General features: G+C 45.7%; 20 protein-coding genes and 3 tRNA genes. 4 read left to right on the top strand and 19 right to left on the bottom strand.

Annotated features, from left to right (window positions below; translation table 11 throughout):
* Positions 1-103: 103 nt before the first annotated feature.
* Positions 104-3,058: an ExeM/NucH family extracellular endonuclease gene (locus R8N49_RS22510; RefSeq protein ID WP_186584611.1), complete on the bottom strand. Its 2,955-nt coding sequence runs from the start codon at positions 3,056-3,058 to the stop codon at positions 104-106.
* A 543-nt stretch (positions 3,059-3,601) separates the two neighbouring features.
* Between R8N49_RS22510 and R8N49_RS22505 the strand changes: the two genes are divergently transcribed.
* Positions 3,602-3,976, top strand: coding sequence for a hypothetical protein (locus tag R8N49_RS22505; RefSeq protein ID WP_005381401.1), 375 nt, complete (start codon positions 3,602-3,604; stop codon positions 3,974-3,976).
* 57 nt (positions 3,977-4,033) lie between these two features.
* Here the strand turns inward: R8N49_RS22505 and trpS are convergent, their stop codons facing one another.
* From trpS to nsrR, 5 genes are all read right to left on the bottom strand, one after another.
* Positions 4,034-5,050 carry a tryptophan--tRNA ligase gene (gene trpS, locus R8N49_RS22500; protein WP_005381398.1) on the bottom strand — a complete coding sequence of 339 codons (1,017 nt, stop codon included), beginning with the start codon at positions 5,048-5,050 and terminating at the stop codon, positions 4,034-4,036.
* A gap of 116 nt (positions 5,051-5,166) precedes the next feature.
* Complete coding sequence (locus tag R8N49_RS22495) at positions 5,167-5,853, bottom strand: phosphoglycolate phosphatase (RefSeq protein ID WP_005382834.1); 687 nt, start codon at positions 5,851-5,853, stop codon at positions 5,167-5,169.
* Positions 5,854-5,963: 110 nt separating this feature from the next.
* The gene (gene rlmB / locus R8N49_RS22490; protein WP_005381395.1) at positions 5,964-6,707 is read right to left on the bottom strand and encodes a 23S rRNA (guanosine(2251)-2'-O)-methyltransferase RlmB; all 744 of its coding nucleotides are present in this window, start codon (positions 6,705-6,707) and stop codon (positions 5,964-5,966) included.
* Between the two features lie 67 nt (positions 6,708-6,774).
* Entirely contained in the window at positions 6,775-9,282 is a 2,508-nt protein-coding gene (gene rnr / locus R8N49_RS22485; RefSeq protein ID WP_017821742.1) for a ribonuclease R, read from the bottom strand.
* Between the two features lie 115 nt (positions 9,283-9,397).
* Positions 9,398-9,823, bottom strand: coding sequence for a nitric oxide-sensing transcriptional repressor NsrR (nsrR, locus tag R8N49_RS22480; protein WP_005381392.1), 426 nt, complete (start codon positions 9,821-9,823; stop codon positions 9,398-9,400).
* Positions 9,824-9,980: 157 nt separating this feature from the next.
* On the opposite strand from nsrR, the gene hmpA reads away from it, so the two are divergent.
* The gene (gene hmpA, locus R8N49_RS22475) at positions 9,981-11,165 is read left to right on the top strand and encodes an NO-inducible flavohemoprotein (protein WP_186584610.1); all 1,185 of its coding nucleotides are present in this window, start codon (positions 9,981-9,983) and stop codon (positions 11,163-11,165) included.
* Positions 11,166-11,245: 80 nt separating this feature from the next.
* Here hmpA and motX read toward each other — a convergent pair whose 3' ends face one another.
* Both motX and R8N49_RS22465 read right to left on the bottom strand, forming a co-directional pair.
* The gene (gene motX, locus R8N49_RS22470) at positions 11,246-11,881 is read right to left on the bottom strand and encodes a flagellar protein MotX (protein WP_005381388.1); all 636 of its coding nucleotides are present in this window, start codon (positions 11,879-11,881) and stop codon (positions 11,246-11,248) included.
* 216 nt (positions 11,882-12,097) lie between these two features.
* Positions 12,098-13,414, bottom strand: a complete 1,317-nt coding sequence (locus tag R8N49_RS22465; protein ID WP_005381385.1) for an adenylosuccinate synthase — start codon at positions 13,412-13,414, stop codon at positions 12,098-12,100.
* A gap of 172 nt (positions 13,415-13,586) precedes the next feature.
* Here R8N49_RS22465 and R8N49_RS22460 point away from each other — a divergent pair, with 172 nt between their 5' ends.
* Positions 13,587-13,772 (top strand): DUF2065 domain-containing protein, encoded by a 186-nt coding sequence (locus R8N49_RS22460; protein ID WP_005381383.1) that lies wholly within the window; start codon positions 13,587-13,589, stop codon positions 13,770-13,772.
* A 63-nt stretch (positions 13,773-13,835) separates the two neighbouring features.
* On the opposite strand, the gene hflC is transcribed toward R8N49_RS22460, so the two are convergent.
* The 8 genes from hflC to tsaE all read right to left on the bottom strand — a co-directional run bounded on the left by hflC (position 13,836) and on the right by tsaE (position 22,983).
* Positions 13,836-14,816: a protease modulator HflC gene (gene hflC / locus R8N49_RS22455; RefSeq protein WP_005381382.1), complete on the bottom strand. Its 981-nt coding sequence runs from the start codon at positions 14,814-14,816 to the stop codon at positions 13,836-13,838.
* Between the two features lie 2 nt (positions 14,817-14,818).
* Positions 14,819-16,024, bottom strand: a complete 1,206-nt coding sequence (gene hflK / locus R8N49_RS22450; RefSeq protein WP_017633728.1) for an FtsH protease activity modulator HflK — start codon at positions 16,022-16,024, stop codon at positions 14,819-14,821.
* A 45-nt stretch (positions 16,025-16,069) separates the two neighbouring features.
* Positions 16,070-17,359, bottom strand: coding sequence for a ribosome rescue GTPase HflX (hflX, locus tag R8N49_RS22445; protein WP_005381380.1), 1,290 nt, complete (start codon positions 17,357-17,359; stop codon positions 16,070-16,072).
* Between the two features lie 38 nt (positions 17,360-17,397).
* A complete protein-coding gene (gene hfq, locus R8N49_RS22440; protein ID WP_005381379.1) occupies positions 17,398-17,661 on the bottom strand; it encodes an RNA chaperone Hfq in 264 nt (87 codons plus the stop codon).
* 194 nt (positions 17,662-17,855) lie between these two features.
* The gene (gene miaA / locus R8N49_RS22435; RefSeq protein WP_005381378.1) at positions 17,856-18,788 is read right to left on the bottom strand and encodes a tRNA (adenosine(37)-N6)-dimethylallyltransferase MiaA; all 933 of its coding nucleotides are present in this window, start codon (positions 18,786-18,788) and stop codon (positions 17,856-17,858) included.
* Positions 18,785-20,797 (bottom strand): DNA mismatch repair endonuclease MutL, encoded by a 2,013-nt coding sequence (gene mutL, locus R8N49_RS22430; RefSeq protein ID WP_005381376.1) that lies wholly within the window; start codon positions 20,795-20,797, stop codon positions 18,785-18,787. The genes miaA and mutL overlap by 4 nt, the downstream gene beginning before the upstream one ends.
* 18 nt (positions 20,798-20,815) lie before the next feature.
* Complete coding sequence (locus R8N49_RS22425) at positions 20,816-22,525, bottom strand: N-acetylmuramoyl-L-alanine amidase (RefSeq protein ID WP_005381374.1); 1,710 nt, start codon at positions 22,523-22,525, stop codon at positions 20,816-20,818.
* Positions 22,519-22,983, bottom strand: coding sequence for a tRNA (adenosine(37)-N6)-threonylcarbamoyltransferase complex ATPase subunit type 1 TsaE (gene tsaE, locus R8N49_RS22420; protein ID WP_005381372.1), 465 nt, complete (start codon positions 22,981-22,983; stop codon positions 22,519-22,521). The genes R8N49_RS22425 and tsaE overlap by 7 nt, the downstream gene beginning before the upstream one ends.
* Before the next feature lie 276 nt (positions 22,984-23,259).
* Here tsaE and queG point away from each other — a divergent pair, with 276 nt between their 5' ends.
* The gene (gene queG, locus R8N49_RS22415; RefSeq protein ID WP_005381370.1) at positions 23,260-24,387 is read left to right on the top strand and encodes a tRNA epoxyqueuosine(34) reductase QueG; all 1,128 of its coding nucleotides are present in this window, start codon (positions 23,260-23,262) and stop codon (positions 24,385-24,387) included.
* A 619-nt stretch (positions 24,388-25,006) separates the two neighbouring features.
* On the opposite strand, the gene R8N49_RS22410 is transcribed toward queG, so the two are convergent.
* The 3 genes from R8N49_RS22410 to R8N49_RS22400 all read right to left on the bottom strand — a co-directional run bounded on the left by R8N49_RS22410 (position 25,007) and on the right by R8N49_RS22400 (position 25,329).
* Positions 25,007-25,083, bottom strand: a tRNA-Met gene (locus tag R8N49_RS22410).
* Positions 25,084-25,141: 58 nt separating this feature from the next.
* Positions 25,142-25,217, bottom strand: a tRNA-Gly gene (locus tag R8N49_RS22405).
* 36 nt (positions 25,218-25,253) lie between these two features.
* Positions 25,254-25,329: transfer RNA gene (locus R8N49_RS22400), tRNA-Gly, on the bottom strand.

Genomic DNA, 25,329 nt, shown 5'->3' with positions numbered 1-25,329 from the left:
ACCAAGCAAGAAAGGCAAGTTTTTGCTGAATAAAAAGGCCAGCATAGGCTGGCCTTTGGTCTTTACAGTTATTTAGGAACTGTTTGTCAGGAAGTAAATTCGCTTAGCGGCGACGACGGAATAAGCCGAGACCTAGCAGCGCAAATAGAGCACCAAAACCAAACGAACCACCATCTGAATCCTTCGACCCTTCTGTTCCAGCTTCAGTTTGCGTCATTGAAACATCACGAACAGAGCTAAACTTCACGATATTACCTGTCGAGTCAGTCACTTTCTCTTCTAACTGATAATTACCTTGCTCTGGCGTTTGTTCAAACTCAATATTCACGCTACGCGCATCAATATCAGCTTGAACTAAAGTTTGGCTAGCCGAGTAAGCTTTCGTATCGCTGCTTGCCGCAGCCGCTTGTGTGGATGGCGTTAAGTTCACCGTAACAATATCGCCCACAACCGCCGTTGGTGGTAAACGGACATCGACGGCTAAGTTGTCACCTGCTTTCGGTAAATCGATGTCATCATCTGGTAAATCAATCGCGATGATCACTGGATCGTGGTCAGAGGCAGAGAACGCATCTTTGTACTTCGGCATATCACCTGTGTACTTGCTGCTGTATTCGAACAAGTTACTCTCTAGTGAGTTGATGTGCCAATCTTCAATTGCTACCACTTTTTGCGCTAGGCTGCTGCTTGCCAATGCGTGGTCCAAATTACCCAGCTCGCCCGAATAGGTGTAAGAAAACGTATCAGTGCCGTGCAGCAACGTGTTTAAATTGTGCAGACCGTAACCTTTTTCAATTTTGGTCTTCTCTACTTGAAGTTCACCATCACCAATGGTTGTGTAAGCAGCAGTATAAATGTCACGGCCGTATTTCTCTTTCGAGTAATCAGTCAGTGTCAGAAGTGGGTCTTCCATGCCATAAGCATTGAGGTCGCCCATGAGCAATACATCGCCTTTCACCTCTTTCAACGCTTCACCCACTGCGTGCGCAGCAGAAACGCGGAAGTTGTTACAGTTGCCTTGCAGATCCGCTGGCTCAGAATCTTCTACACCAGCAATCCACTCTTCAATACACTCAGAGCCTTTCGACTTAAAGTGGTTTACGACAATAGACAAATCTTCACCCGTCTCTTTCACCGTAAAGGTCTGAAGTAGACTGTGGCGTTGGTACTTATCGTAAGCAGGGTTACTTTCTGTGCCCTCTTTACGAGTAATTGTGTTTTCTGCAATGTGCTGCTCTGGCGTGATGATCACTTTTGCAGCGTCTTTTGGCGTTACTGCGTTAGCACGATATAAAATCGCCACCATGATCGCATCACTGCCAAAGTATTCGTCTTGGTATTTGTCTTGCTCTTCGATTTCGACATACGTGTAATGAGCTTCAGCGTCATCAATCTCAGCATTTAGGGCATCAACTAAGTTTTGGATAGCACTGCCATCACCAAAGCCGTTGTTTTCCACTTCCATCAAACCAATGATGTCAGCGTCCATCTTGTTCATCGCCGCAACGATTTTCGCTTGTTGGATCAGGAACTCATCTAGGTTAGTCGCACCACGGTTTTGTCCGGTTGGGTTTTCATGGCCACTGTCAGCCACGGAGTTGAAGTAGTTCAGTACGTTGAAGCTTGCAATACGCAAATCTGAGTCCGCAATCGCTGGGGCATCTTTACGAGCCACATCGAAGCCTTCACCTGAAGTCACAAAGTTGGTGTTATCGACTTCATTGGTCGCAATCAGGCGGTATTCGTTGTAGCTGTAAGCCACGACACCCTGAAGACCTTCTACTCGAGAACCAAGGCGAATGTGCTGCTCTGAAGAGCCATCTTGGTCTGCATCTTTAGCAAAATCTGGGTAGTATGGGATTTGGCCGTTTGGTGCTTTGCCATCTGATTCTAGGTATACGCGGTTTGCTGCGTTGTCTTTTGCTAGCTCAACGGCTGCATCGCTCTCTGCCGCGTGTAATTGAGTCGGCTTTAACAATGGCGCTTCATGAGAGAGCATCATATTGTTACGACGTGAATCGTAGTCGTAAGAGAAGTTGCGAGTTACAAACAAGTCACTTGCCGAGGTCAACTCAACTTGCATCCCTTCATGACGCTCAAGCGCATCACGTAGTGTCTCACCTTCTTTGATAACAAGATCGGTAACTCGAGAGGTTTCAGAGGTGCCTGTTTTCACATAGCTGTTAGCATCAGAAGCAAGCTGAGTATTGCTGTAATACTCTTGAACTTTACCTTTCACACAAACAACATCACCAGCTTTCAGCGCCGTGTCCGCCGCGTCGGTATGAATGAACAAGCCTTCTGAGGTCTTGTCGTTGTTGTCGCTTTCTAATGCTTGTAGGTAGAAACCTTTGGTTAGGCCAGTGGTAACAGCAGTCACGACACCAGTTACGAAATGATCTTCGTCAGTAATGTATGGGTAACCATCAATGAATGGAGACGTATCGCCTTCACCTTGAATATCTTGGATGGTAGTGAAGTTAGGTTGCTGACCGTCGACTTCACAAGCGAATGGTGCTGGTGGCTCAGTCGCATTTAGCTCACCAAGGCCGTCAATGTTGTCTTTCTCAAATGCCGTCCACTGAGATGCATCATAAGTAGCAGAAGGGGTTAGTGCATCACTGTTACGAACTAATGTGGTGTCTTTACCAAAATCTACGTCACCCATCACACCGATGATGTCGTGCACTTCACCATCTTTAAGCAGTGCGATCGGGTCGTCACCGTTAAAGTTCGCAACGCTTTTATCTGTGATACCTGCTACCGCTTTGATGGCGTCGCTCGCGTCACCATGCGCCAGTACATACACTTGGTTAGCTTGTAGCGTCACTTGGCTAAGGTCGAATGTGCTGCCCCAAGTACCACCACCATTTGATGATTTCGCCAACTCGTAGCCAGTGAGTGTCACCGCAGTATCACCCGTATTAGCGATCTCTACCGCTTTATTATAAGCGCCGCCTTCTACGTATTGGGAAATAATAATCTCTGCGTTCGCGTTTGCACTAAGTGCACTGGCGATGGTTAATGCGAGTATTGAGGGTTTGATTAACGTGTCCATTGTCGTACCTGATATTTATGTAAATGCAAACTTAGCTCTGATTAGAGCCTGCCATTTGCGTCTACTATCAGGTTTATTTATGAAATAAATAAGAATGAGTAATTAAAGCCGTGAAATGAATCACATGTGAATATAAGAAAATATGCCAGAGCATCCCATTCAAACATTTTTTGTAATAAATACAGAGCGCTATTGATAAACAAGTCAGAATTTAGATTGATTACTCAGTTTACTTTTTCACTTCATGTTAAGGAGTAGAAAATACATCACTTGTTGAGTTGCTTATTAACCCAACCGTTCCGTTACAAATAAAAAATATAATTAGTCACTAATTTAGAATGCTTTAATTTTCACTTGTATCACTGTTCAAGCCCAAGAATCTATTACTCGCTTCGTTCTCTCTTATACAGGCCCCTCATACTTCAAAGTTTTCATGATTTATTCAATAACTTTTCATTACTCACTAGCCAAAAACATACACAAAAGATATAACACCTGCGCGAGACAATAAGATCTCATTAGCTGTAAACCCAGGAACGACAAATGAAAAAAATTCAACGCAGTGTGCTAGCTCTCTCCCTACTTGGCTTGATAGCGGGGTGTCAGTTGACCGCCAGTGAGCCACTTCAACCTACGGCGAATCAAGACATCATCGAATCAGCCAAAAATGAACTGGATGGTATTGAAGAGCTAGAAGTCAGTGACGAGGGTGTTATTACCTTTACTCAGCGTCTAAGAACGCCAGGAACCTACTGGATTCCAGCGAGAATTAAAGAACTCAGCTACGATATATCATGCGTACAGCTTAGTTACTTCATTGATAGAGGCATGGTTGTGAAGTCTGCCTTTCTAGGGGCTCGAGGACGTGTTGAATATTACGACATGGAACGCTGTATGAAAGACACACCATTTCAGTAATACAGGCATAAAAAAAGCTCCACCAAAGTGGAGCTTTTTCGTATTCGTTCTTAGCAACTATGGGCGAGCTACAAAACCTACTGCTTCGTATGCTTTCTTAAGCGTTTCAGCCGCTCGTGCCGAGGCTTTCTCAGCGCCTTGCTGCATTACCTCGTCCATGTAAGCACGATCAGCGCGAATACGGTGATATTCTGCTTGAATTGGCTCAAGCATTGCTACAACTGCCTCACCAACATCTTTCTTAAATGGGCCATACATTTCTACGCCTTGGTACTTCGCTTCAATCTCTTCGAAGCTCATACCTGTCGCCGCGGAGTACAGACCCATTAGGTTAGCAATGCCCGCCTTGTTCTCGATATCATGACGGATACTTGGTGGCGTTTCGGTATCGGTTTGCGCTTTGTTGATCTTCTTAAGGATCGACTTAGGCTCTTCCAGCAGCGTGATAACGTTCTTACGGTTGTCATCAGATTTAGACATCTTCTTCGTTGCGTCTTGAAGGCTCATTACACGCGCATTTACTGTCGGAATGTAAGGCTCTGGAACTTGGAAGATTGGCTGCTCTGGCGAGTAAATATTGTTGAAACGCGTTGCGATATCGCGCGCTAATTCTAGATGTTGCTTCTGGTCACTGCCTACAGGTACTTGGTGTGCACCGTAAAGCAAAATGTCAGCCGCCATCAACACCGGGTAGTCAAATAGACCGACGTTTACGTCATTCGCGTAACGTGCCGATTTGTCTTTAAACTGAGTCATACGGCTCAGCTCACCCATTTGAGTGTAGCAGTTAAGAAGCCAACCTAATTGAGCATGCTCTGGTACATGTGACTGAACAAATAGCGTGCTCTTCTTCGGGTCAACACCAACTGCCAGACAAATTGCCAGTGCGTCTAGAGTTGCTTCATGCAGCGCTTTAGGGTCCTGACGAACCGTAATCGCGTGAAGGTCTACCACACAATATTGGCAATCATAATCGTCTTGCATCTGCTGCCATTGACGTAGAGCACCCAAGTAGTTACCGATACTTAGTTCACCTGAAGGTTGAACACCACTCAATACAATGGGTTTGCTCATTAGAATGATTCCTTTGACTTCTTAATCTAATTAAATGAAAAAAACCGTGCAGTAATAGGTGCACGGTTTACTCAGTGTACTCATTAACGAGTATTTTGGAAGCTCTTTTGTAGCCGTTATGCAGAAACCGCTACAACGTCCAATAATTCTGCCAAACTGTCAGCGACGAAATCTGGATTTGATGCTGAAATAGGTTCACCGTGGTTGTAACCATATGTCAGACCAAATGAGGCACAGCCTGCATTCTTTGCTGCGAGAATATCGTTTTTCGAGTCGCCAACCATCAGCATTTCACTTGGTTGGATTTGGTGCTTTTCCATCAACCAGTTCAATGCTACTGGGTTTGGTTTTTTCTCTGGGAATGCATCACCGCCAAGGACATCAACGAAGTATTTTGCGATGTCGTGCTTTTCCAAAACGTCAGGCACAAACTTTGAAGGTTTGTTGGTCACCAATGCCATAACAAAGCCCGCTTTGTGCAGCTCTGCTAGTGTCTCTTTTACCGTTGGGTAAAGATGACTTAGCTTGTGACCGCTTTGCTCGTAGTAATCATCAAACAATACACGCGCTTTAGCACGAAGCTCTTCACTCAGCTCCGGGTTGATGGTCAGGCTTTGGCTTAATGAGCGACCAATAAGCACGTCTGCGCCGTTACCCACGTAATCACGAACTTGTTCTTCTGAAACCGATGGAAAGCCAAGCGCCTGTACTGCTTGGTCTGCCGCGACAGCTAGATCGGGCACGCTATCAAGCAAAGTACCATCTAGATCGAAGGCGATGAATTTAATGTCTTGTTGAGTCATAACTTCCCTGAGGATTTTTATTTATAAATCGGTGAAAACGACAAAGGATGGCACCCCATCCTTTGTTTTTATCATTATGTCTGATTCTACAGTAACTGTTTGTTTCGTCGTTACTTTGCAGCAATACGCTGACGAACTGCCTCAAACAAACAGATGCCGGATGCCACAGATACGTTCAAGCTTGAAACGCTACCAGCCATTGGGATCTTAATCAAATCGTCGCAGGTTTCACGAGTTAGACGACGCATACCGTCACCTTCTGCCCCCATTACGATAGCAAGGGGGCCAGTCAGTTTGGCTTGGTAGATGTCGTGCGTTGCTTCACCCGCAGTACCAACAAACCAGATGCCTTTCTCTTGCAATGTACGCATAGTACGAGCCAAGTTAGTCACTCGGATCAATGGCACGACTTCAGCTGCACCACAAGCCACTTTGCTTACGGTTGCGTTCATTGGCGCAGAACGATCTTTCGGTACGATGATCGCCGCAGCACCTGCCGCATCTGCGTTACGTAAACACGCACCAAGATTGTGTGGATCGGTCACGCCGTCTAACACTAATAGCAGTGGTGATTCGTGCTGCGCCAGGATGTCATCTATATCGTTCTCATTCAGCTGCTTCGCTGGTTTCACACGAGCGATGATGCCTTGGTGATTTGCACCGCGCGCTTTGTCATCCAAGGTTTTACGTGTCATCTGCTGAATAGAAACACCACAAACCTGAAGATCATTTAGGATTGGCATTAGGCGATCATCTTGACGACCTTTTAAAACGTACGCCTCGATAAAACGCTCTGGTTCGCGCTCCAATACCGCCTTCACTGCGTGAATGCCGTAGATAAATTCGTTACTCATTGTTTAACCTGTTGTTCTGGTCGTATTGCCTGCGCCAACCGAGTTTGAACTAAGTTGGCGCTTCAACCTACTGCGCTTCTTTTTTAGTGCGCTTGGTTTTCTTCGGCTTACTGTGCGGCTTCTTTTTACGTGCTTTTTTCACTTTAGGCTTCTCGTTGCCTTCGGCGTCACCACGTTTTGGGCCATTGCGCTTACTCGTTGCGCCCGTTTCTTCTGGGCGTTTAGTTGGCTCTATCGCAGGAACTGCACGAGCCGCGCCACCTTCTTTCGATGAAGAGCGAGTCGCAGCGCGTTTTTTATCTTTCGCTTTGCGTTTTGCTTCCGCTGCGCGTTTCTTCGCAGTCTTACCTTCGCCGCGTAGCTTACGACTTGTTTCGACCAATTCAAAGTCAATTTGCTTATCATCGAGGTTAACAGCCAGTACTTTTACTTTTACTGCATCACCTAAGCGATAGATGTTACCGAAACTTTCACCAATAAGTCGTTGACCAATCGGGTCAAATTGATAGTAGTCGTTCGCAAGGGTAGAAATATGTACCAAACCATCGATGTGCAAATCCGTTAAACGTACAAAGAAGCCAAAGCTAGTGACATTAGCAATAACACCGTCTAGTTCGTCACCGACGTGGTCTTGCATATATTCACACTTCAGCCAATCCGCAACATCACGTGTTGCATCATCAGCACGGCGCTCTGTCATCGAACATTGTTCGCCGTAAAAATCCATGTCGTCAAACGAGTAATGATAGCCACCTGTTGGTGTCCAGCGATCTTGATTACGACCTTCTTCTTTAGCAATCAGATACTTGATTGCACGGTGAAGTAACAAGTCAGGGTAACGACGAATTGGCGACGTAAAGTGCGCATAGCGTTTCAATGCCAACCCAAAGTGCCCCGCGTTATCTGCGTTGTATACCGCTTGCTTCATTGAGCGTAGCAGCATGGTCTGAATCAACTCTTGATCTTGACGCCCGGAGATTTGACGTGCGAGATCAGCATAGTCCGTTGGTGAAGGCTCTAAACCACCTTTTAGCTCAAGACCAAGTTCACTTAAGAAGTCACGGAAACCTTGCAGGCGTAATTCACCTGGAGATTCGTGGATACGATAAAGCGCGGGCTCTTTCGCTTTTTCTACCAGCGATGCCGAAGCAATGTTGGCTAAAATCATACATTCTTCGATGATCTTATGCGCGTCATTACGAATTACTGGCTCAATGCTTTCGATTTTACGTTCCGCATTGAAAATAAATTTGGTTTCAACGGTTTCAAATTCGATTGCACCGCGTTGATCTCGTGCTTCTTTCAGCACTTTGTACATCTTGTGCAACTCTTCTAGATGAGAAACAAGCGGCTGGTAGCGCTCACGTAGTTCTTCATCCCCTTCTAGAATCGCGCTCACTTTGCTATATGTGAGACGAGCGTGCGAGTTCATCACCGCCTCGTAATGCTTGTAACCAGACAGCTTACCTGTATCGGAAATGGTCATTTCGCACACCATACACAAGCGATCTACTTGCGGGTTAAGCGAACATAGACCGTTCGACAGTACTTCTGGCAACATTGGCACAACTTGCGAAGGGAAATATACTGAGTTACCACGATTGATCGCTTCTTTATCCAACGCAGAGTCAGGACGAACGTAGTAACTGACGTCAGCAATCGCTACCCATAAACGCCAACCACCTTCTTTGTTCTTTTCACAGTAAACGGCATCATCAAAGTCTCGTGCGTCTTCGCCGTCAATGGTCACTAGTGGCAAATCACGTAGATCCACACGACCAACTTTCGCTTCTTCTGGTACTTCTTCGCCTAAGTTTTCGATTTGTTTATCGACGGCTTCTGGCCATTCGTGAGGGATTTGGTGTGTACGAATCGCAATTTGTGTTTCCATACCTGGTGCCATGTTTTCACCAAGGACTTCAACCACTTTACCCATCATGCCGCGTGAGCGTGAGCCACGATCAGTAATTTCAATTACGACTACGTTACCCATGCGTGCACCCGCTTTGTGCTCATTTGGGATCAGGATATCTTGGCTGATACGCGAGTCATCTGGGACAACATAGGAGTATCCATATTCAAGGAAGAAACGACCAACGATTTGATCATTGCGCTCCTCTAGCACACGCACCAAACGTCCTTCACGGCGGCCGCGCTTGCTGTTGTCTGTCGGTTGCACTAAGACAAAATCACCGTGGATGATGTTCTTCATCTGATGGTGCGGTAACAGAATATCATCATCCTTGCCGACGCTGCCTTCTGGACGTACCCAACCATGGCCATCACGATGACCAATCACGTAACCTTTCACCATTTCAAGTTTTTCAGGCAATGCATAGCACTGACGGCGGGTAAACACCAGTTGGCCATCTCGCTCCATCGCACGTAGCCGACGACGCAACCCTTCGTATTGCTCTTCGCCCTCAAGCTTTAGTGCCTCAAACAAGTCGTTACGATTCATTGGAACGCCCGCTTGCTCTAGAAACTCGATGATAAACTCTCGGCTTGGAATTGGATTTTCGTAATTTTTGGATTCACGATCTGCAAAAGGATCGTTTGGAATATTGTCTGACATAGGCACGCCTATCTAGCAAGGAAGGTATATGGCTAGTATATCTGAGTCTCTCGATAAGCTACAGAATTGCTTTGAAAAAAGAATGATCGAGATCGACTCTAGGCATGCAAATGAGTTAAGGACGAGCCAGCAAGATCAAAAGTTCAGAATTGTCACTGAGCAAGGATTCAATCGTGCAGTCATCCAACTCCGCCAGAAAGGCACTTTTTGCTTTCGCCAATTTATCTTTGAGGCGGCAAGCAGGGGTAATATGGCAAAAATCCACACCACAGTTGACTAAATCTAACGGCTCTAAATCGCGCACAACACCACCGACTGTGATTTCAGACGCTGGCTTCATCAGCCGGATACCACCGTTTTTTCCGCGCACGGTATGGACATAACCCAACTGCCCTAACCGATTGATAACTTTAACCATATGGTTGCGCGACACACCAAATAAATCCGTCACTTCGGTAATGCTGGTTAACTCATCTTCCGGCAACGAAGCCAAGAAAATTAAGGTTCTCAACGCATAATCAGTGAAACTAGTTAACTGCATATTCTCTCCCAAAGTGCGACTCAATAACCCGCTGGTGATGCTAAAACCCCAAACTTGAGCTATCGATAAAAGTGTAAATCTTTTCTTGATCGAAAGATACATTTGAGATACAACTTTAAACATGCATTATAAATACAACTTAAAGTAGGAAGCCCTTATGCTCAGCAATCAAACTATCGAGATCGTCAAAGCGACCGCACCACTCATCGCCGAAACAGGACCAAAACTGACCGCGCACTTTTACGAGCGTATGTTTACTCATAACCCTGAGTTGAAAGATATTTTTAACATGAGTAACCAGCGTAACGGCGATCAGCGTGAAGCATTATTCAACGCTATCTGTGCCTATGCTGCCAATATTGAAAATTTGCCAGCTCTGCTTGGCGCAGTAGAGAAAATTGCGCATAAGCACACGAGCTTTTTGATCACAGAAGATCAGTACCAAATCGTTGGTAAGCATTTACTTGCGACAATCGATGAGCTTTTTAATCCAGGTCAAGAAGTGTTGGATGCTTGGGCTGAGGCTTACGGCGTACTTGCGAATGTATTTATTCAGCGCGAAGAACAAATTTACCAACAAAATGAAGCTTTGGAAGGCGGCTGGCGCGGTCTACGCGAATTTGAATTAGTCGATAAAAAGATTGAGAGCGAACACATTTGCAGCTTTGTGTTCAAGCCAACCGATGGCCAAAAAGTGGCGCCGTATAAACCGGGACAATACCTTGGCATCTACATCAACAGTGACCAGTTAGAAAACCAAGAAATTCGCCAATATAGCCTGTCTTCTGCGGTCCAAGAGAACACCTACCGTATCTCAGTAAAACGTGAAGAAGGCGGAAAAGTGTCGAACTACCTGCACGATAGCCTGAACATTGGCGAAAAAGTGCAGCTTGCGGCCCCTGCCGGTGATTTCTTTATGGATGCCGAACCACAAACACCCGTTGTTCTAATTTCTGCTGGTGTGGGACTTACTCCAACGCTGTCAATGCTAGAAAGTCTCTCAGCACATCAAGCACCTGTAACTTGGGTTCATGCAACCGAAAATGGCCAACAGCATGCTTTCAAGCAACACGTAAACCAACTCGTTGCAGAAAAAGAAAATATGAACGCGCTCGTTTGGTATAACCAACCAACGGCAGAAGACAAGCTAGGTGAAGACTTCCACTTCACGGGCTTTGTCAATCTGTATGAAATTGAAGCTGCATTAAAGCAAGATAAAGTGCAGGTGTACTTCTGTGGTCCTGTAGGATTTATGCAGCACGTAGCGAAACAGCTATTAGAACTTGGCGTACCAGAAGAGCAATTCCATTACGAATGCTTCGGTCCACACAAAGTGGTTTAAGCGCTACCAACTATCGGGAAAACAACAAAGCCCACGTGACGTGGGCTTTGTTGTATGAAGTTGTTTGCAATATTGAAGCGTTACCAAAAGGTGTCTCGCCGTTTAGCTCGAGCAATAACGTTTTGTGGCATGCGCTGTTCAAGGCCGTTTCTCAATACAGTTATGCGCTTATGCTGCCGCTTATCTGCTGTGACAGAGTTATATAACCAACGATACGCATCTTCGTAATCGAGTGGACTGCCATAATCACGTAAAAGCAACTCGGCCAGATGAATACGCGCGTTTAGGTTTCCCATTGACGCAGCTTCTCGCAAATATGGAATTGCACGTTCTTTATCTTGCTGTACTAAAGTGCCACGCGAATAGTATCGGCCAATCTGCTCTAGTGCAGCTGGTAACCCCTGATGCGCTGCATTTTCGATGTAGTAAAGACCCAGTTCGACATCTTGCTCGACACACACCCCCCAAGCCAACATATCTCCGTACAGAAATTCATAAGCGGGTAAGTTAATTCGAGTCGCACGAGCTACGATATCCTCCACCAGCTGGCAGTTATCAGCGCGCACACGTTGTAAGTGCTTATTTTGCTCAATAAGCTTTATCAGCTCTGCTTCGGTATAGATCGGAACTGGTGCCCCCACATCAGCAACATTGGCTTTCACTGTGGTAGCAACCAAGGTCAACAACAGTGAAGCAGCCACTGTTCGTAACTTCATAAACGTACCCTTAAGGTATCTAAGAAACCAAAGATCGGTGAAGGATCTCCTCTGCTTGATAACCTTATCGGCAAAAAACAGCTAAGCTTTAGACAATTTTTGCCTCTGATTTAGGCTCAGCGGCAAAAGCTTGCCATATGAGAGTCACGCTGTTTTTGTTCAGATACAAAAAAGCCGACCAGAAGGTCGGCTTTTGCAATCTTTAACGGCTATCAATTAAGCTTCGAATGGGTGAACTTTGATGATAGTTTCGTTACGGTCAGGACCTGTAGAGATGATGTCTACTGGAACGCCAGTTAGCTCTTCAATACGCTTGATGTAGTCAAGAGCGGCTTGTGGTAGAGCATCTAGTGACTTAGCACCAAATGTGTTCTCAGACCAACCAGGCATTGTTTCGTAGATTGGCGTTGCTTTTTCGAATGCTTCAGCAGCCATCGGAGAAACTTCTAGCACAGAGCCATCTTCCATCTTGTAACCAGTACAGATTTTTAGCTCTTCTAGACCATCTAGTACGTCTAGTTTAGTTAGACAGAAACCAGATACAGAGTTGATTTGGATTGCACGACGCATAGCAACAGCATCGAACCAACCTGTACGACGTAGACGACCAGTTGTCGCACCGAACTCGTGGCCAACTTCACCTAAGTGCTTACCAATTGGATCTTGCTTATCTAAACCGTCGTATAGTTCAGTCGGGAATGGACCAGCACCAACGCGAGTACAGTACGCTTTTGCGATACCCAAGATGTAACCGATGTGACGAGGACCAAAACCAGAACCTGCAGCAACACCACCAGCAGTCGTGTTAGAAGACGTTACGTACGGGTAAGTACCGTGGTCGATATCAAGTAGTGTACCTTGTGCACCTTCGAACATGATCTTGTCGCCGCGCTTACGTGCTGCGTCTAGTTCGTCAGTTACGTCGATAACCATTGACGTTAGTAGTTCAGCGTAGCCTTTAGCTTGCTCAAGTACTTCTTCGTAGCTTACTGGCTCCGCTTTGTAGAAGTTAACTAGTTGGAAGTTATGGAACTCCATGACTTCTTTTAGCTTCTCTGCGAAAGTCGCCATATCGAATAGGTCGCCAACGCGTAGACCGCGACGAGCAACTTTATCTTCGTATGCTGGACCGATACCACGACCAGTAGTACCGATAGCTTTTTTACCGCGAGCGATTTCGCGAGCTTGGTCCATTGCAACGTGGTAAGGAAGAATTAGCGGACATGCTTCAGAAATGAAAAGACGCTCGCGTACTGGAATACCGCGCTCTTCAAGAGGCTTCATTTCTTTAAGTAGAGCTTCAGGTGATAGTACAACACCGTTACCGATAACACATTTTACGTTATCGCGAAGGATACCTGATGGAATTAAGTGAAGAACGGTTTTTTCACCGTCAATTACGAGAGTGTGACCTGCGTTGTGACCGCCTTGGTAGCGTACCACGTATTTTGCATCTTCAGTTAAAAGGTCTACGATTTTACCTTTACCTTCGTCACCCCATTGGGTGCCTAGAACGACTACGTTATTTCCCATCTTTCCAAGTCTGATTGCTAGTTAAAAATGGATTCTAGCACCGAATCACGCTTCTTGCAGTCATTTTTTGTTCACAGAGTTGCTACCAGAATGTCATCTTGCCGCTTTGTTCATTTTGAAATCAGCATATCACTGATAGTATTTAGCTTTCTCTATTCGACTGGAAAGCGCTATGTCTGAATCCATATGGTTGGCGATTGGGCTCGTCTTGATCGTGGAAGGCATTGGGCCACTGATTGCTCCTAACGGTTGGCGGAATATGGTGGCTCAATTAAGTGAACAACCCAACAATCAGCTACGACGCATCGGTGGCTGCCTAGTAGTTGCTGGAGCCGTCATCGCCATCATGATGAGCTAGCACTTAGCATCAGATACAAAAAAGGCTCCCTAAGGAGCCTTTTATTTCAATGAGACGCGGAGATTATTTCTCCATGCTGCCCTTCGACTGGTTCATGTATTGGAAGAACTCACTCTTCGGATCAAGCACCAGAATATCGCTCTTAGAGCTGAAGGACTTCTCATACGCACGTAGCGAGCGTAGGAAGCTAAAGAACTCAGGGTCTTTGTTGTACGCTTCAGCATAAATCTTCGCAGCTTCAGCATCCGCTTCACCTCGTGTCACACGCGCCGTTTTATCAGCTTCAGCTAGAATAGTTGCTACTTCTAGTTCTGCTTGAGCACGAATAACTTCCGCTTTTTCACGACCTTGAGAACGGTGCTTACGAGCAACGGACTCACGCTCCGCACGCATACGACGGTAGATAGACTCACTGATTTCATCAGGCAGGTTGATTTTCTTCATTCGGAAATCAACGACACGAACACCCAAGTCTTTCATTGCGCTTTCACGCGTGTCTTTCAATACTTCAGACATGATTAGGTCGCGTTCACCATCAATCTCAAGCGCTTCACGAGCCGCTTCAGTTGCGACAACATCGGCACTTGCGTCTTCTGGTAGCACATCATCGTTACGTGGACCAGATACGATCTGTTTGATTTCACGAGCACCGATTTCAGAACGAAGCACGTCCGTCACTTTACGCTCAAGTAGTGCCTCTGCCGTTAGCGAGTTACCACCGCCTGTCGCGAGGTAGTAGCGACCAAAATCTTCAATACGCCACTTCACGTAGGTATCAATGATAACGTCTTTTTTCTCAGACGTTACGAAACGGTCTGCACGACCATCCATTGTTTGGATACGTGCATCAAGTTGTTTCACACGGTCAAACAAAGGCATCTTGAAATGCAGACCAGGCTCGTAAATTCGAGTGATGTCGTTGTTGTCTTTCAAGACACGACCAAATCGAACCACGATACCGCGCTCACCTTCAGGAATCACAAACAAAGACATCAACATTAATGCCAGTGCGATTACCAGTACAGGGATCATTAACTTACGCATTCTTAGTATCTCCCTTGACGTGAACCTGTTGAACGAGACTGCGTGTTCGAAGTGTCTTCTTGTGTACGATCAGACTCAAGTTGAATTTGATCATAGGTTGAAGATGACTTCGATTTACGTTTGGTATCTGCTTTGCCCTCTTGTCCCGCCAACTTATCGATTGGAAGGTAAAGAAGATTGCCGCTTGATTCCGAGTCAATCAACACTTTCGAAGTGCTTGAGTACACCTCTTCCATTGCGTCGATGTACAGACGATCACGCGTTACACCAGGCGCTGCTTGGTATTCTGGTAGTAGTTTTTCGAACTGTGCTACCTGACCAAGAGCCTCGTTAGTGACACGCTCATTGTAACCTTGTGCTTCTTTCTTCAAACGCTCTGCTCGACCCGTTGCCTTAGGCAAGATTTCGTTCTTGTATGCTTCAGCTTCACGAATGAAACGCTCTTCATCCTCACGTGCTGCGATTGCATCATCAAACGCATCTTTCACTTGCTCTGGTGGACGAGCAGACTGGAAGTTCACATCAACAAGTACCAGACCCATATCATAGCTATCAATGATTTGGTTCAGTGTTTCTTGCGTAGTTTGACGAATTTGCTGACGACCACTGGTTAGAATGCTATCCATCAATGAGTCACCAATTACTGCACGTAGTGCAGAATCCGTTGCTTGACGCAAGCTGTCGTCTGCATTGGTTACACGGTACAAGTATTTGTATGGGTCAGTCACTCGGTACTGCACATCCATCGCAACTGTTACAACGTTTTCATCTTTGGTCAGCATTAGACCAGATGCACGTAGTGAACGAATCGCTTGTACGTTTACCGCTTCGTACTCATCAATAAAGCGAGGACGCCAGTTAAGACCTGGGTCTACGATACGATCGTATTTACCTAAACGCAGTACAACACCACGCTCTGCTTCACCGATGGTGTAAAAACCAGCGAAGAACCAAACTGCAACAGCAATCAGAGCAATCACGCCAAAGCCAATTGCACTACCACCACCGCCGCCGATTGGAGAACCACCGCCGCCTTTTTTACCAAACTTGCCGCCCAGCTTTTGACTCAGTTTGTTGAACACTTCATCTAAATCTGGCGGACCTTGATCTCGGCCACCAGGACGCTGGCCACCACGATTATTATTACCCCAAGGGTCATTATCGCGGCCATTGTTGCCGTTGTTATTTCCAGGCTCATTCCACGCCATTAGAAAGCTCCATCATTTGATATGACGTTATACTGTAGCAGTCCTTTAAGTGACTATAAAGCCAGTCAAAACTGCCCCTTCTCTTTTTTCAAGTCTAGACCAATCTACTTGCTGCATTCGAATATCGATCAACAAGTTACCATCCTGGTCATATTCCTCACGTTGAATACACTTCATTTGGAAGAAGGTACTACGGAATCGTCCTTGATACTGTGGAGGAATTCGCAACTGATGCTCGACCATTTGTGACGCCAGACGTTCCGTCAGCGCCTCAAACAGGACATCAATGCCCAACCCATCCATTGCTGAAACCCAAACTGCGCGAGGTACGCCTTCCTCGTCTCGTTCTATACGTGGTTTCTGCGAATCTAGATTGTCGATTTTGTTCATGACAACCAGAGTCGGCACTTCATGCGCGTCGATCTCTTCTAGTACTTCATGAACAGCTTGAATATTCTCACGAAAACGCTCATCACTGGCATCAACAACATGTAACAAAATGTCAGCTTCTTGCGTTTCCTGCAAGGTTGCCTTGAAGGCCGCAACCAAGTCGTGTGGCAAATGTCGAATAAAACCAACCGTGTCTGCCAAGATGGCAGGACCAACATCTGCTAACTCTATCTTACGTAAAGTCGGGTCCAAAGTAGCAAATAATTGATCAGCCGCGTACACGCCAGCTTCTGTAATACGGTTGAAGAGTGTCGACTTACCCGCGTTGGTGTAACCCACAAGTGAAACCGTTGGGATTTCAGCTCGATTTCGGGCGCGGCGCCCTTGTTCACGCTGCTTCGCTACTTTGTCTAAGCGTCGCAGGATGGCTTTGATTCTGTCACGCAATAAGCGACGGTCGGTTTCCAGCTGGGTTTCACCCGGGCCACGTAAACCGATACCACCTTTCTGCCTTTCAAGGTGTGTCCAACCACGAATCAAACGAGTAGAGATATGACGAAGTTGAGCCAGCTCTACCTGTAGCTTACCTTCGTGTGTTCGAGCTCGTTGAGCAAAGATATCGAGAATAAGACCAGTGCGGTCGAGAACTCGACATTGGCACAGTGCTTCGAGGTTACGTTCTTGGGCAGGAGAGAGGGCGTGATTAAAAATCACAATTTCGGCACCAGTTGATTGTACCGCTGTAGCAATCTCTTGGGCCTTACCCTCTCCGACATAGTATTTCGGGTGTGGGGATTGACGACTACCAGTTACCACTTGTAGCGCCTCTACCCCAGCAGAAGAAACCAGCATTTCGAACTCAGCCAGATCTTCCCATTCACCTTCTTGCGTGAAGTTGATATGAACAAGTACGGCTCGCTCACCGGATTCATAACGGTCAAACAAGCAATCAACTCCTTATTTTAAAAATACTCGATGAAGAATTAATCTTCAGATTTCTCTTGTGGACGCTCACCTTGTGGACGTTCACCGCTGTGATGGCTCACTGGACGAGCCGGCACAACTGTTGAGATCGCGTGCTTGTACACCATTTGGTTAACAGTATTCTTCAGCAGGATCACAAATTGATCGAATGATTCGATCTGACCTTGTAGTTTAATACCATTCACAAGGTAGATAGATACCGGGATACGCTCACGACGTAGCGCGTTTAGAAATGGGTCTTGTAGAGATTGCCCCTTAGCCATTTTTATTTTCCTTATTTAATTTGTAGTTGTAATTATTTAGCTAGTGGTGCAATGCAAAAGATACGGCTTTTGCATCTGAGCTAAACGAATCAAAAATGCACTCTAAGTAATTAGCAGCATAGTATAAAAACCGCCAACAACAGATCCTTTGAGAGTGCGTTCACGCAAAAACGATCACATTATACACAGCTATGTCAATCAGATGCTATTGCTTCCGACATCGTTTCTAATGCCTGTTCAATGTTCTCGCTATCCAACCAAGTTAAATCATCCCAGCTGCGTAACCAGGTGATTTGACGCTTGGCCAATTGACGAGTCGCGCATACGCCACGAAATACCGCTTCGTCACGTGTACACTCCCCATCTAAATACTCCCACATCTGTCGGTAACCGACGCATCGTATGGAAGGAAGATCGGGGTGAAGATCTTTTCGCGAATGTAACGCTTTCATTTCTTCTTCAAAGCCCGCTTCCATCATCTTCTCGAAACGGAGTTCAATCCGACGGTGAAGTTCTGCCCTATCCTTGGGAGCTATTGCAAACTGCTTGACTCGGTATGGTAGGCTTTCACCTTTCGTTTGAGTCAATTCAGTCAAAGTTTTACCTGAAATGCGAAAAACTTCCAATGCCCGAGATAAACGTTGGGGATCATTGGGATGGATTCTCGCGGCTGACACAGGATCAACCTCTTTGAGTTCATCGTGCAACACTGACCAACCTTTAGTCAATGCCTCTTGTTCAATTTGCTGACGAATTTCAGGATTTGCAGCAGGAAGTGGTGATAAACCTTCAAGTAACGCCTTGTAATACAGCATTGTTCCACCCACAAGAAGTGGAATTTTTCCTTCTGCAACAATATCATCCATCGCTTTCAATGCATCTCGACGAAAGTCGGCGACAGAGTAAGATTCACTTGGATCCAAAATATCTATCAAGCGATGAGGCGCCAAACTTAACTCTTTTTCATCCGGTTTCGCCGTACCGATATCCATCCCTTTGTAGATCAAAGCAGAATCAACACTGATGATCTCAATCGGAAATTTTTGACGAAGACGAATCGCCAGCTCAGTTTTGCCTGATGCAGTTGGCCCCATTAAAAATAGCGCCAAAGGTAGTTTATCTGTCATGGTTTTAATTTGGCTATCGTGGCAGAGAAATCAACAGCGGATACGAATTTTGTATCTTCTAATGGCAATTGACCATGTCTTAGCTGTTCAAGTTCCGCAATAATTTGAATGGCTTCAGAAAAAGTATAGTGACTCTTCACTGTCGTGACCTGTAATGCGAGCCAATCTATCAACTCAGACAGCATCTGAGCCGCTGCTATACCTTCGTTCACACAAGATTGCGCGTAAGATAACAGATCTGGTACTAAATTTTGTAAGTTTTGTTGACGCAGCGGAGCTGGGACGCCCATCACCATTAAGGCGTGCTCGTTTCTCGCTTTCAATTGAATACCAAGCAATGCCAAATCTTGTTGATAATCTTGGGCCAGTCTCACTAATTCGGCCTCTAACTTAATAGATAGAGGAACAAGCAGAGGTTGTGCCTTGAGTGCACCATCGCTTGGAGAAAGCTGGCCTTTTACACGATAAAATTCTGCTCTAGGTAACGAGACTAACGCCGCCCCACTGTCACTGCTCATCAAAACAAATTGTTCATCGACCACCATCAGCGCTTTGCCTAATGCAGTAATCGATGGCATTGATGTGTGCGAAGTTATCGTTTGGGGCGCTATTGGAGTGACTGCCTGAGCCTCAAACTCTAGCGTTTTCAACAGCTCGTGATAAGCGCGTACTTCTTGTTTAGTTGGCGCTGGTTCTACGTGGCGCTCTTTACTGTGACTTGGCTTTGGTGCAGGTTTGGATTCCACCCAATCATTACGTTTGAATGACTCCACTACGCGCGCCTCTCGCACGGAGGTTTCACTAGGACCGCTATTACGAGGCTTCACTTCATAATCACTGCGTCCAGGATAAGCCGGTGTACTCTCTATCGCTTGATAAACCCGCTCTGGTACTGGTGAAGATGCTGGCTCTTGTACTTTTTCAGGCTCTGGCGAATGCTCAATCTCTTCGGATTCAGTCGGTTCCACGCGATGAAATGCCGATTCATTCACCTGTGGTTTATCAATCACGGCGCTTTGTGAAAGTGCATCCGTCAAAGCTTGATAGATGAAATCATGCACCAAACGAGCTTGGTGGAAACGCACTTCATGCTTAGCAGGGTGAACATTCACATCTACTTGGTGCGGATCTAGCTCAATAAAGAGCACATACGCAGCAAACTGATCTGGCTTTAAGCTCATTTCATAGCTTTGACGAATCGCGTGATTGATTAATTTGTCACGCATCATTCGGCCATTCACATAGCAATATTGTAAATCGCTTTGCTGCCTTGCTCCCTCTGGTGTGGTAATCCACCCATGTAGCTTTAACCCTTGATGCTCAAGCTCGATTCTGAGCATATGCCGCACAAACGCATTACCGCAGACAGCAGCAATACGCTTTTCGGTTTGAAGCTGATTTTTCGCCGCGCGATATTGACGGATGATCTTGCCGTTATGACGCACATTGATGGTGACATCAAAGCGGCTTAACGCAATGCGTTTCAATAACTCATCAATATGAGCAAATTCGGTTTTCTCCGTACGAAGAAACTTGCGACGCGCTGGAGTATTAAAAAATAAGTCCAACACCTCAACGGTAGTGCCAATCGGGTGCGCTGCTGGCTTAAGCTTCACCTGCATATCACGCCCTTCGGAGTAGGCACTCCAGGCTTCTTCTTGTGCCGCAGGACGCGACGTGAGCGTCAAACGCGAGACTGAGCTAATACTGGCTAACGCTTCACCGCGAAAACCTAGACTCATAATGGCTTCGAGATCATCTAAGGTATGTATCTTAGATGTCGCATGACGACTGAGCGCTAAGCCGAGTTCATCTTTCGCGATACCTTTTCCGTTATCACGAACACGAATCAGCTTTGCGCCTCCTTTCTCGATATCGATATCGATTCGAGTTGCGCCAGAATCAAGACTATTTTCAACCAGCTCTTTAATCACAGAAGCAGGTCTTTCGACCACTTCCCCTGCGGCGATTTGGTTTGCAAGTCTGGCTGGCAAAATTTTAATCGTCATAATGAGTTAGAAGCTCACCTACTTGTTTGGAATGATCAGGACTTGCCCAACCGCTAGCTGATCAGAGCGTAAGTTATTCGCTTTACGAATGCTCGATACGCTAACGCCGTATTTGGACGCTATTTTGCCAAGGAACTCACCCCGAGAAACCTTGTGCTTACGAATCGGTTTATCTTTTACCGCGACCGTTATCTTCAACTTTTGCCCTACCCACAACGTATCTGACTTCAAGTTATTCTCTCGGCGGATATCTGAAACCTTCACTTTATAGTGATTCGCAATCTTACCTAAGAACTCACCAGACTTAACCTTGTGCGTAATGGTTTCTGTCTCAACAGTAATCGGTTTACTTGGCACTTTAATCGTACCAGCAGAAGGAATGTTGAGCTTCTGACCAATTGCCAAGCCTGTCGACTTCAAGTTGTTTGCCGACATCAGCGCTTTAGAGCTAAGCCCATATTTGTTCGCGATCACCGATAATGACTCGCCACGCTTTACAATATGTACCATTGGCTTCGCTGAAGGCGAGAACACCGTACCCTCTGGTGGGTTATCTTTTAAGTACTTGACGACCGCCTTAGTGATAGCCTGAGCTAACTTATCTTGGTGCGCTCGTTGAAACAGTAAACGCTCTTCTGTTGGGTTAGAAATAAAGCCCGTTTCCACTAGCACAGACGGAATCTGTGGAGAGCGTAAAACCGCAAGGCTGGTGTTGATCGGTTTGGTGTTATGCAGGTGCGCAACACGTCCCATCTCACCTAGGATTTCTGTTGCCAGTTTATAGCCTTCTTTTTGTGAGTGACTAAACTGCAAGTCCAGCAAAGTTTGGTTCACATTACGATCTTTTGTCTTCGTGAAGAACGCATTACCCGAGCCGCCCAATAACTCAGACTGTTTCTCATGGTTCTCGACCCAACGAGCAATTTCGGTATTTGCACGACGAGTATTTAGTACGAAGACCGAACCACCGCGAGGCTTCGGTGAGGTAAACGCATCAGCGTGAATGGAGATCAGTAAGTGTGCATCATTTTCACGAGCAATCGCGACACGACGGTTTAAGTTTACAAAGTAATCTCCCGTACGAGTCATGCGCGTTTTAATACCAGGAGTCGCATCGAGCTGAGCAGCAATTTTTCTTGAGATACTCAATACCGCATCTTTCTCGTACTTACGACGTGAAGGGCCAATAGAGCCAGGGTCTTCCCCACCGTGACCAGGGTCGATAACAATTAACACTTCTTGAGCTCGTTGAACTGAGCTCATGTCTTTGCTGGCCGCAGCTGGCTTACTCGGTTTAGAGGTCGATGCCTTCTTACCGTGCGGTAAATCAATCACCAAGCGGTGACCATACTGCCCACCTGGTGTTGGGCTTAATTTAAATAACTCCGCTTGAACGCTCTTTTTTAGTTCAAACACCAAACGATAAGTGCCCTTCTCTGGAGGCGAGCTTTTTCGTACCAGTTTTAAAACAGGGCTATCCGTAACAGTAACAGGTAGTTTGGCCTGCATCGTCGTGCTTTTTAAATCCACGACAAGGCGATCCGGCCCTGATAAAGAGAAATAGGAATAGTCAGCTTCCGAGCCTAAATCGATGACAACACGCGTTTCATCAGGTGAAGGCCAAACTCGAAAACTCTTAACGACGTTAGCAAATGCTAAATTGGGGATGAGAAGGAGAAAAGTGGCGACAAACGTCGCCACCACTCTAAAATTTGAAAAACTCAACATAGCTCCAATCGACTGAGTAACTGCACACCATAATCATTATTAGCTGTTAGTTCGGCTACACGTTGCTCACCTTGGTAGCGAATGTTTACATCAAGATCCGGTTGTGGCAGTAAGCCATGCCCTTTTTCAGGCCATTCAACCAAGCAAATCGCATCGTCTGTGAAATAGTCTCGAATCCCCATAAACTCAAGCTCTTCAGGATCCGCAAGACGATAAAGGTCGAAGTGATATACTTGCCACTGATCCAACTGGTACGGTTCGACTAGAGTATAAGTTGGACTTTTCACGTTACCTTGATGACCAAGAGCACGGACAAAACCACGACTAAAGGTTGTTTTACCTGCACCCAAATCACCATGCAGATAAATTGTGGTTTGCTGGGAACAAAGCTGAGCCAGAGCGGTGCCTAGTGCAACCGTTTCATGCTCATCTTTTAAATTGAATTGTTTCGTGCTCATTGATGCTTCTCTAACTAATGATCGTTGACTATATAAAAATCAAAAGAACAGGAATAGTAAACCGTGTTGGTTTTGAGAGACAAGCTTTCAAATGTCATATGTGCGAAAAAAGTATCCAATAAACGGTATCTTAATCATCTTAGTATCGACCTAGATTTAGAATATATGCAAATGACTTCAATAAGCAGTATTCACAACATCAAAAACGTACCTAACTGGGTAGCACCAAAGCCAGAGATCCGTTAAGATCCGCCCCCCTTTATTCCGGTGGTTAACATGAACTACGAACAACTCGCACAACAAATCAAAGTTTGGGGAAAAGAACTCGGCTTCCAAAAAGTTGGGATCTGCGACGTTGATCTGAGTGAACATGAAGCAGCACTACAAAAATGGCTTGATGCAGGCTATCACGGCTCAATGGATTGGATGGCTCGTCACGGCATGATGCGTGCTAGACCCCATGAGCTACTCCCGGGAACCGTTCGTGTTATCAGCGTCCGGATGGACTATCTGCCACCAGAGGCTCAATTCGCTTCAAACCTCGCGAATAAAAGTCATGCCTATATTAGCCGCTACGCACTAGGGCGTGATTATCACAAGCTCGTCAGAAAGCAGCTAAATAAGCTCGGCAAACTTATTGAACAAGAGGTTGGTCAATATGGTTACCGACCTTTCGTTGATTCCGCACCAATATTAGAGCGACCTCTCGCCCAAAAAGCGGGCTTAGGTTGGACCGGGAAACATTCCCTGATTTTAGATCAAGACTGTGGATCGTGGTTCTTTTTAGGTGAACTACTTATCGACTTACCACTACCCGTAGATGAGCCAAGCGTTGATCAGTGCGGTAAATGCAAAGCATGCATTACATCATGCCCAACACAAGCCATCGTTGAAGACAAAGTTGTCGATGCCAGGCGTTGTATCTCTTATCTCACCATCGAGTTCGATGGCGTGATTCCTGAAGAGTTTCGAAAGCCAATGGGTAACCGCATTTATGGTTGTGACGACTGTCAATTGGTTTGCCCATGGAACCGCTACGCCGACATAACGGAGCAAGATGATTTCCACCGTCGTGACAGTTTCAAAAACCCTGACCTCGTCGACATGTTTAACTGGGATGAAGCGACTTTTCTAAAAAATATGGAAGGCTCCGCTATCCGTCGTATTGGTCATATACAGTGGCTACGTAACATCGCTGTCGCACTTGGTAATGCAGAATATAGTCAGCGAATCATAGATGCGCTGGAAAGTCGGCAAGGTGAAAATAAATTACTTGATGAGCACATTAAATGGGCTTTGACAGAGCAACTGAATCAACTCCCCACTGAGAGTAATTCATCTATAGAGACGAAAAAGCAACGCTTAATAAGGATAGTCGAGAAGGGACTGCCGAGAGACGCATAGAGCGTAGTCTATATGCAAGAGATTGAAAGTACTTTTGCATGTTCAATTCATGACCTTGTTCTCAATTTTGTAATGTGGAAAAAAATTTGAGATTCAAGAAAAACAAGCTAACAGAAAAAAGTTAAACACAGCTCGGAGAAATGACTAGGATCAAAAAAATACCAGTTAATGATCGTATTTTAACGTACTCGATCCGACAAAAAACTTATTTTTTCTTTATATAACAAAGATTTAATTGGTATTTCTTTGTTGTTTCAACTTCATTTTAGAGAAAAGATCTTTCTTCCCCATCATAAAAAGTCAAGCTAAAAACACTTTATCAACCAACTTATCCACAGAACGACGTATGTGGATAACTCTGTTAATTAAAGTAGATAAAACACGCGAAGCCTCATCATACTGTACGTCAGCCGATTCATATCGTGTTTTAAACACAAACGAAATCGTCCGACATCATATGATGCGGATAAAAGTTTAGCTTTTGGGGATTCATGCTTCGCAGCATTATGAAAAGAGCGATGTGATTGGTTGCGAGAAGCAGGCGTTGAATCAAGCGGCGCATCCGTAGACGACTTAACAATTGTATACTAAATAAGTACTCAATCTATCGTCTTGTATTTGGTTGCGGGGGCCGGATTTGAACCGACGACCTTCGGGTTATGAGCCCGACGAGCTACCAAGCTGCTCCACCCCGCGTCCGAGTGCTTCATCTTCGTTGATGATGAAGGCTTTGCTTTCATTTATAAAAAGAAACTGGAGCGACACACGAGGTTCGAACTCGTGACCTCAACCTTGGCAAGGTTGCGCTCTACCAACTGAGCTAGTGTCGCCTTGTGTCACCGTTAAGCACGATAAAGGCTATATATTGGAGCGACACACGAGGTTCGAACTCGTGACCTCAACCTTGGCAAGGTTGCGCTCTACCAACTGAGCTAGTGTCGC

The organism is Vibrio sp. 1978, assembly GCF_033344345.1.
This window is presented reverse-complemented; position numbering and strand designations above follow the sequence as displayed.

What these genes read in the sequence shown, in the direction of transcription:
- R8N49_RS22510 (WP_186584611.1), bottom strand. Translation starts at nt 3,058, where the DNA reads ATGGACACGTTAATCAAACCCTCAATACTCGCATTAACCATCGCCAGT.
- R8N49_RS22505 (WP_005381401.1), top strand. Translation starts at nt 3,602, where the DNA reads ATGAAAAAAATTCAACGCAGTGTGCTAGCTCTCTCCCTACTTGGCTTG.
- trpS (WP_005381398.1), bottom strand. Translation starts at nt 5,050, where the DNA reads ATGAGCAAACCCATTGTATTGAGTGGTGTTCAACCTTCAGGTGAACTA.
- R8N49_RS22495 (WP_005382834.1), bottom strand. Translation starts at nt 5,853, where the DNA reads ATGACTCAACAAGACATTAAATTCATCGCCTTCGATCTAGATGGTACT.
- rlmB (WP_005381395.1), bottom strand. Translation starts at nt 6,707, where the DNA reads ATGAGTAACGAATTTATCTACGGCATTCACGCAGTGAAGGCGGTATTG.
- rnr (WP_017821742.1), bottom strand. Translation starts at nt 9,282, where the DNA reads ATGTCAGACAATATTCCAAACGATCCTTTTGCAGATCGTGAATCCAAA.
- nsrR (WP_005381392.1), bottom strand. Translation starts at nt 9,823, where the DNA reads ATGCAGTTAACTAGTTTCACTGATTATGCGTTGAGAACCTTAATTTTC.
- hmpA (WP_186584610.1), top strand. Translation starts at nt 9,981, where the DNA reads ATGCTCAGCAATCAAACTATCGAGATCGTCAAAGCGACCGCACCACTC.
- motX (WP_005381388.1), bottom strand. Translation starts at nt 11,881, where the DNA reads ATGAAGTTACGAACAGTGGCTGCTTCACTGTTGTTGACCTTGGTTGCT.
- R8N49_RS22465 (WP_005381385.1), bottom strand. Translation starts at nt 13,414, where the DNA reads ATGGGAAATAACGTAGTCGTTCTAGGCACCCAATGGGGTGACGAAGGT.
- R8N49_RS22460 (WP_005381383.1), top strand. Translation starts at nt 13,587, where the DNA reads ATGTCTGAATCCATATGGTTGGCGATTGGGCTCGTCTTGATCGTGGAA.
- hflC (WP_005381382.1), bottom strand. Translation starts at nt 14,816, where the DNA reads ATGCGTAAGTTAATGATCCCTGTACTGGTAATCGCACTGGCATTAATG.
- hflK (WP_017633728.1), bottom strand. Translation starts at nt 16,024, where the DNA reads ATGGCGTGGAATGAGCCTGGAAATAACAACGGCAACAATGGCCGCGAT.
- hfq (WP_005381379.1), bottom strand. Translation starts at nt 17,661, where the DNA reads ATGGCTAAGGGGCAATCTCTACAAGACCCATTTCTAAACGCGCTACGT.
- miaA (WP_005381378.1), bottom strand. Translation starts at nt 18,788, where the DNA reads ATGACAGATAAACTACCTTTGGCGCTATTTTTAATGGGGCCAACTGCA.
- mutL (WP_005381376.1), bottom strand. Translation starts at nt 20,797, where the DNA reads ATGACGATTAAAATTTTGCCAGCCAGACTTGCAAACCAAATCGCCGCA.
- R8N49_RS22425 (WP_005381374.1), bottom strand. Translation starts at nt 22,525, where the DNA reads ATGTTGAGTTTTTCAAATTTTAGAGTGGTGGCGACGTTTGTCGCCACT.
- tsaE (WP_005381372.1), bottom strand. Translation starts at nt 22,983, where the DNA reads ATGAGCACGAAACAATTCAATTTAAAAGATGAGCATGAAACGGTTGCA.
- queG (WP_005381370.1), top strand. Translation starts at nt 23,260, where the DNA reads ATGAACTACGAACAACTCGCACAACAAATCAAAGTTTGGGGAAAAGAA.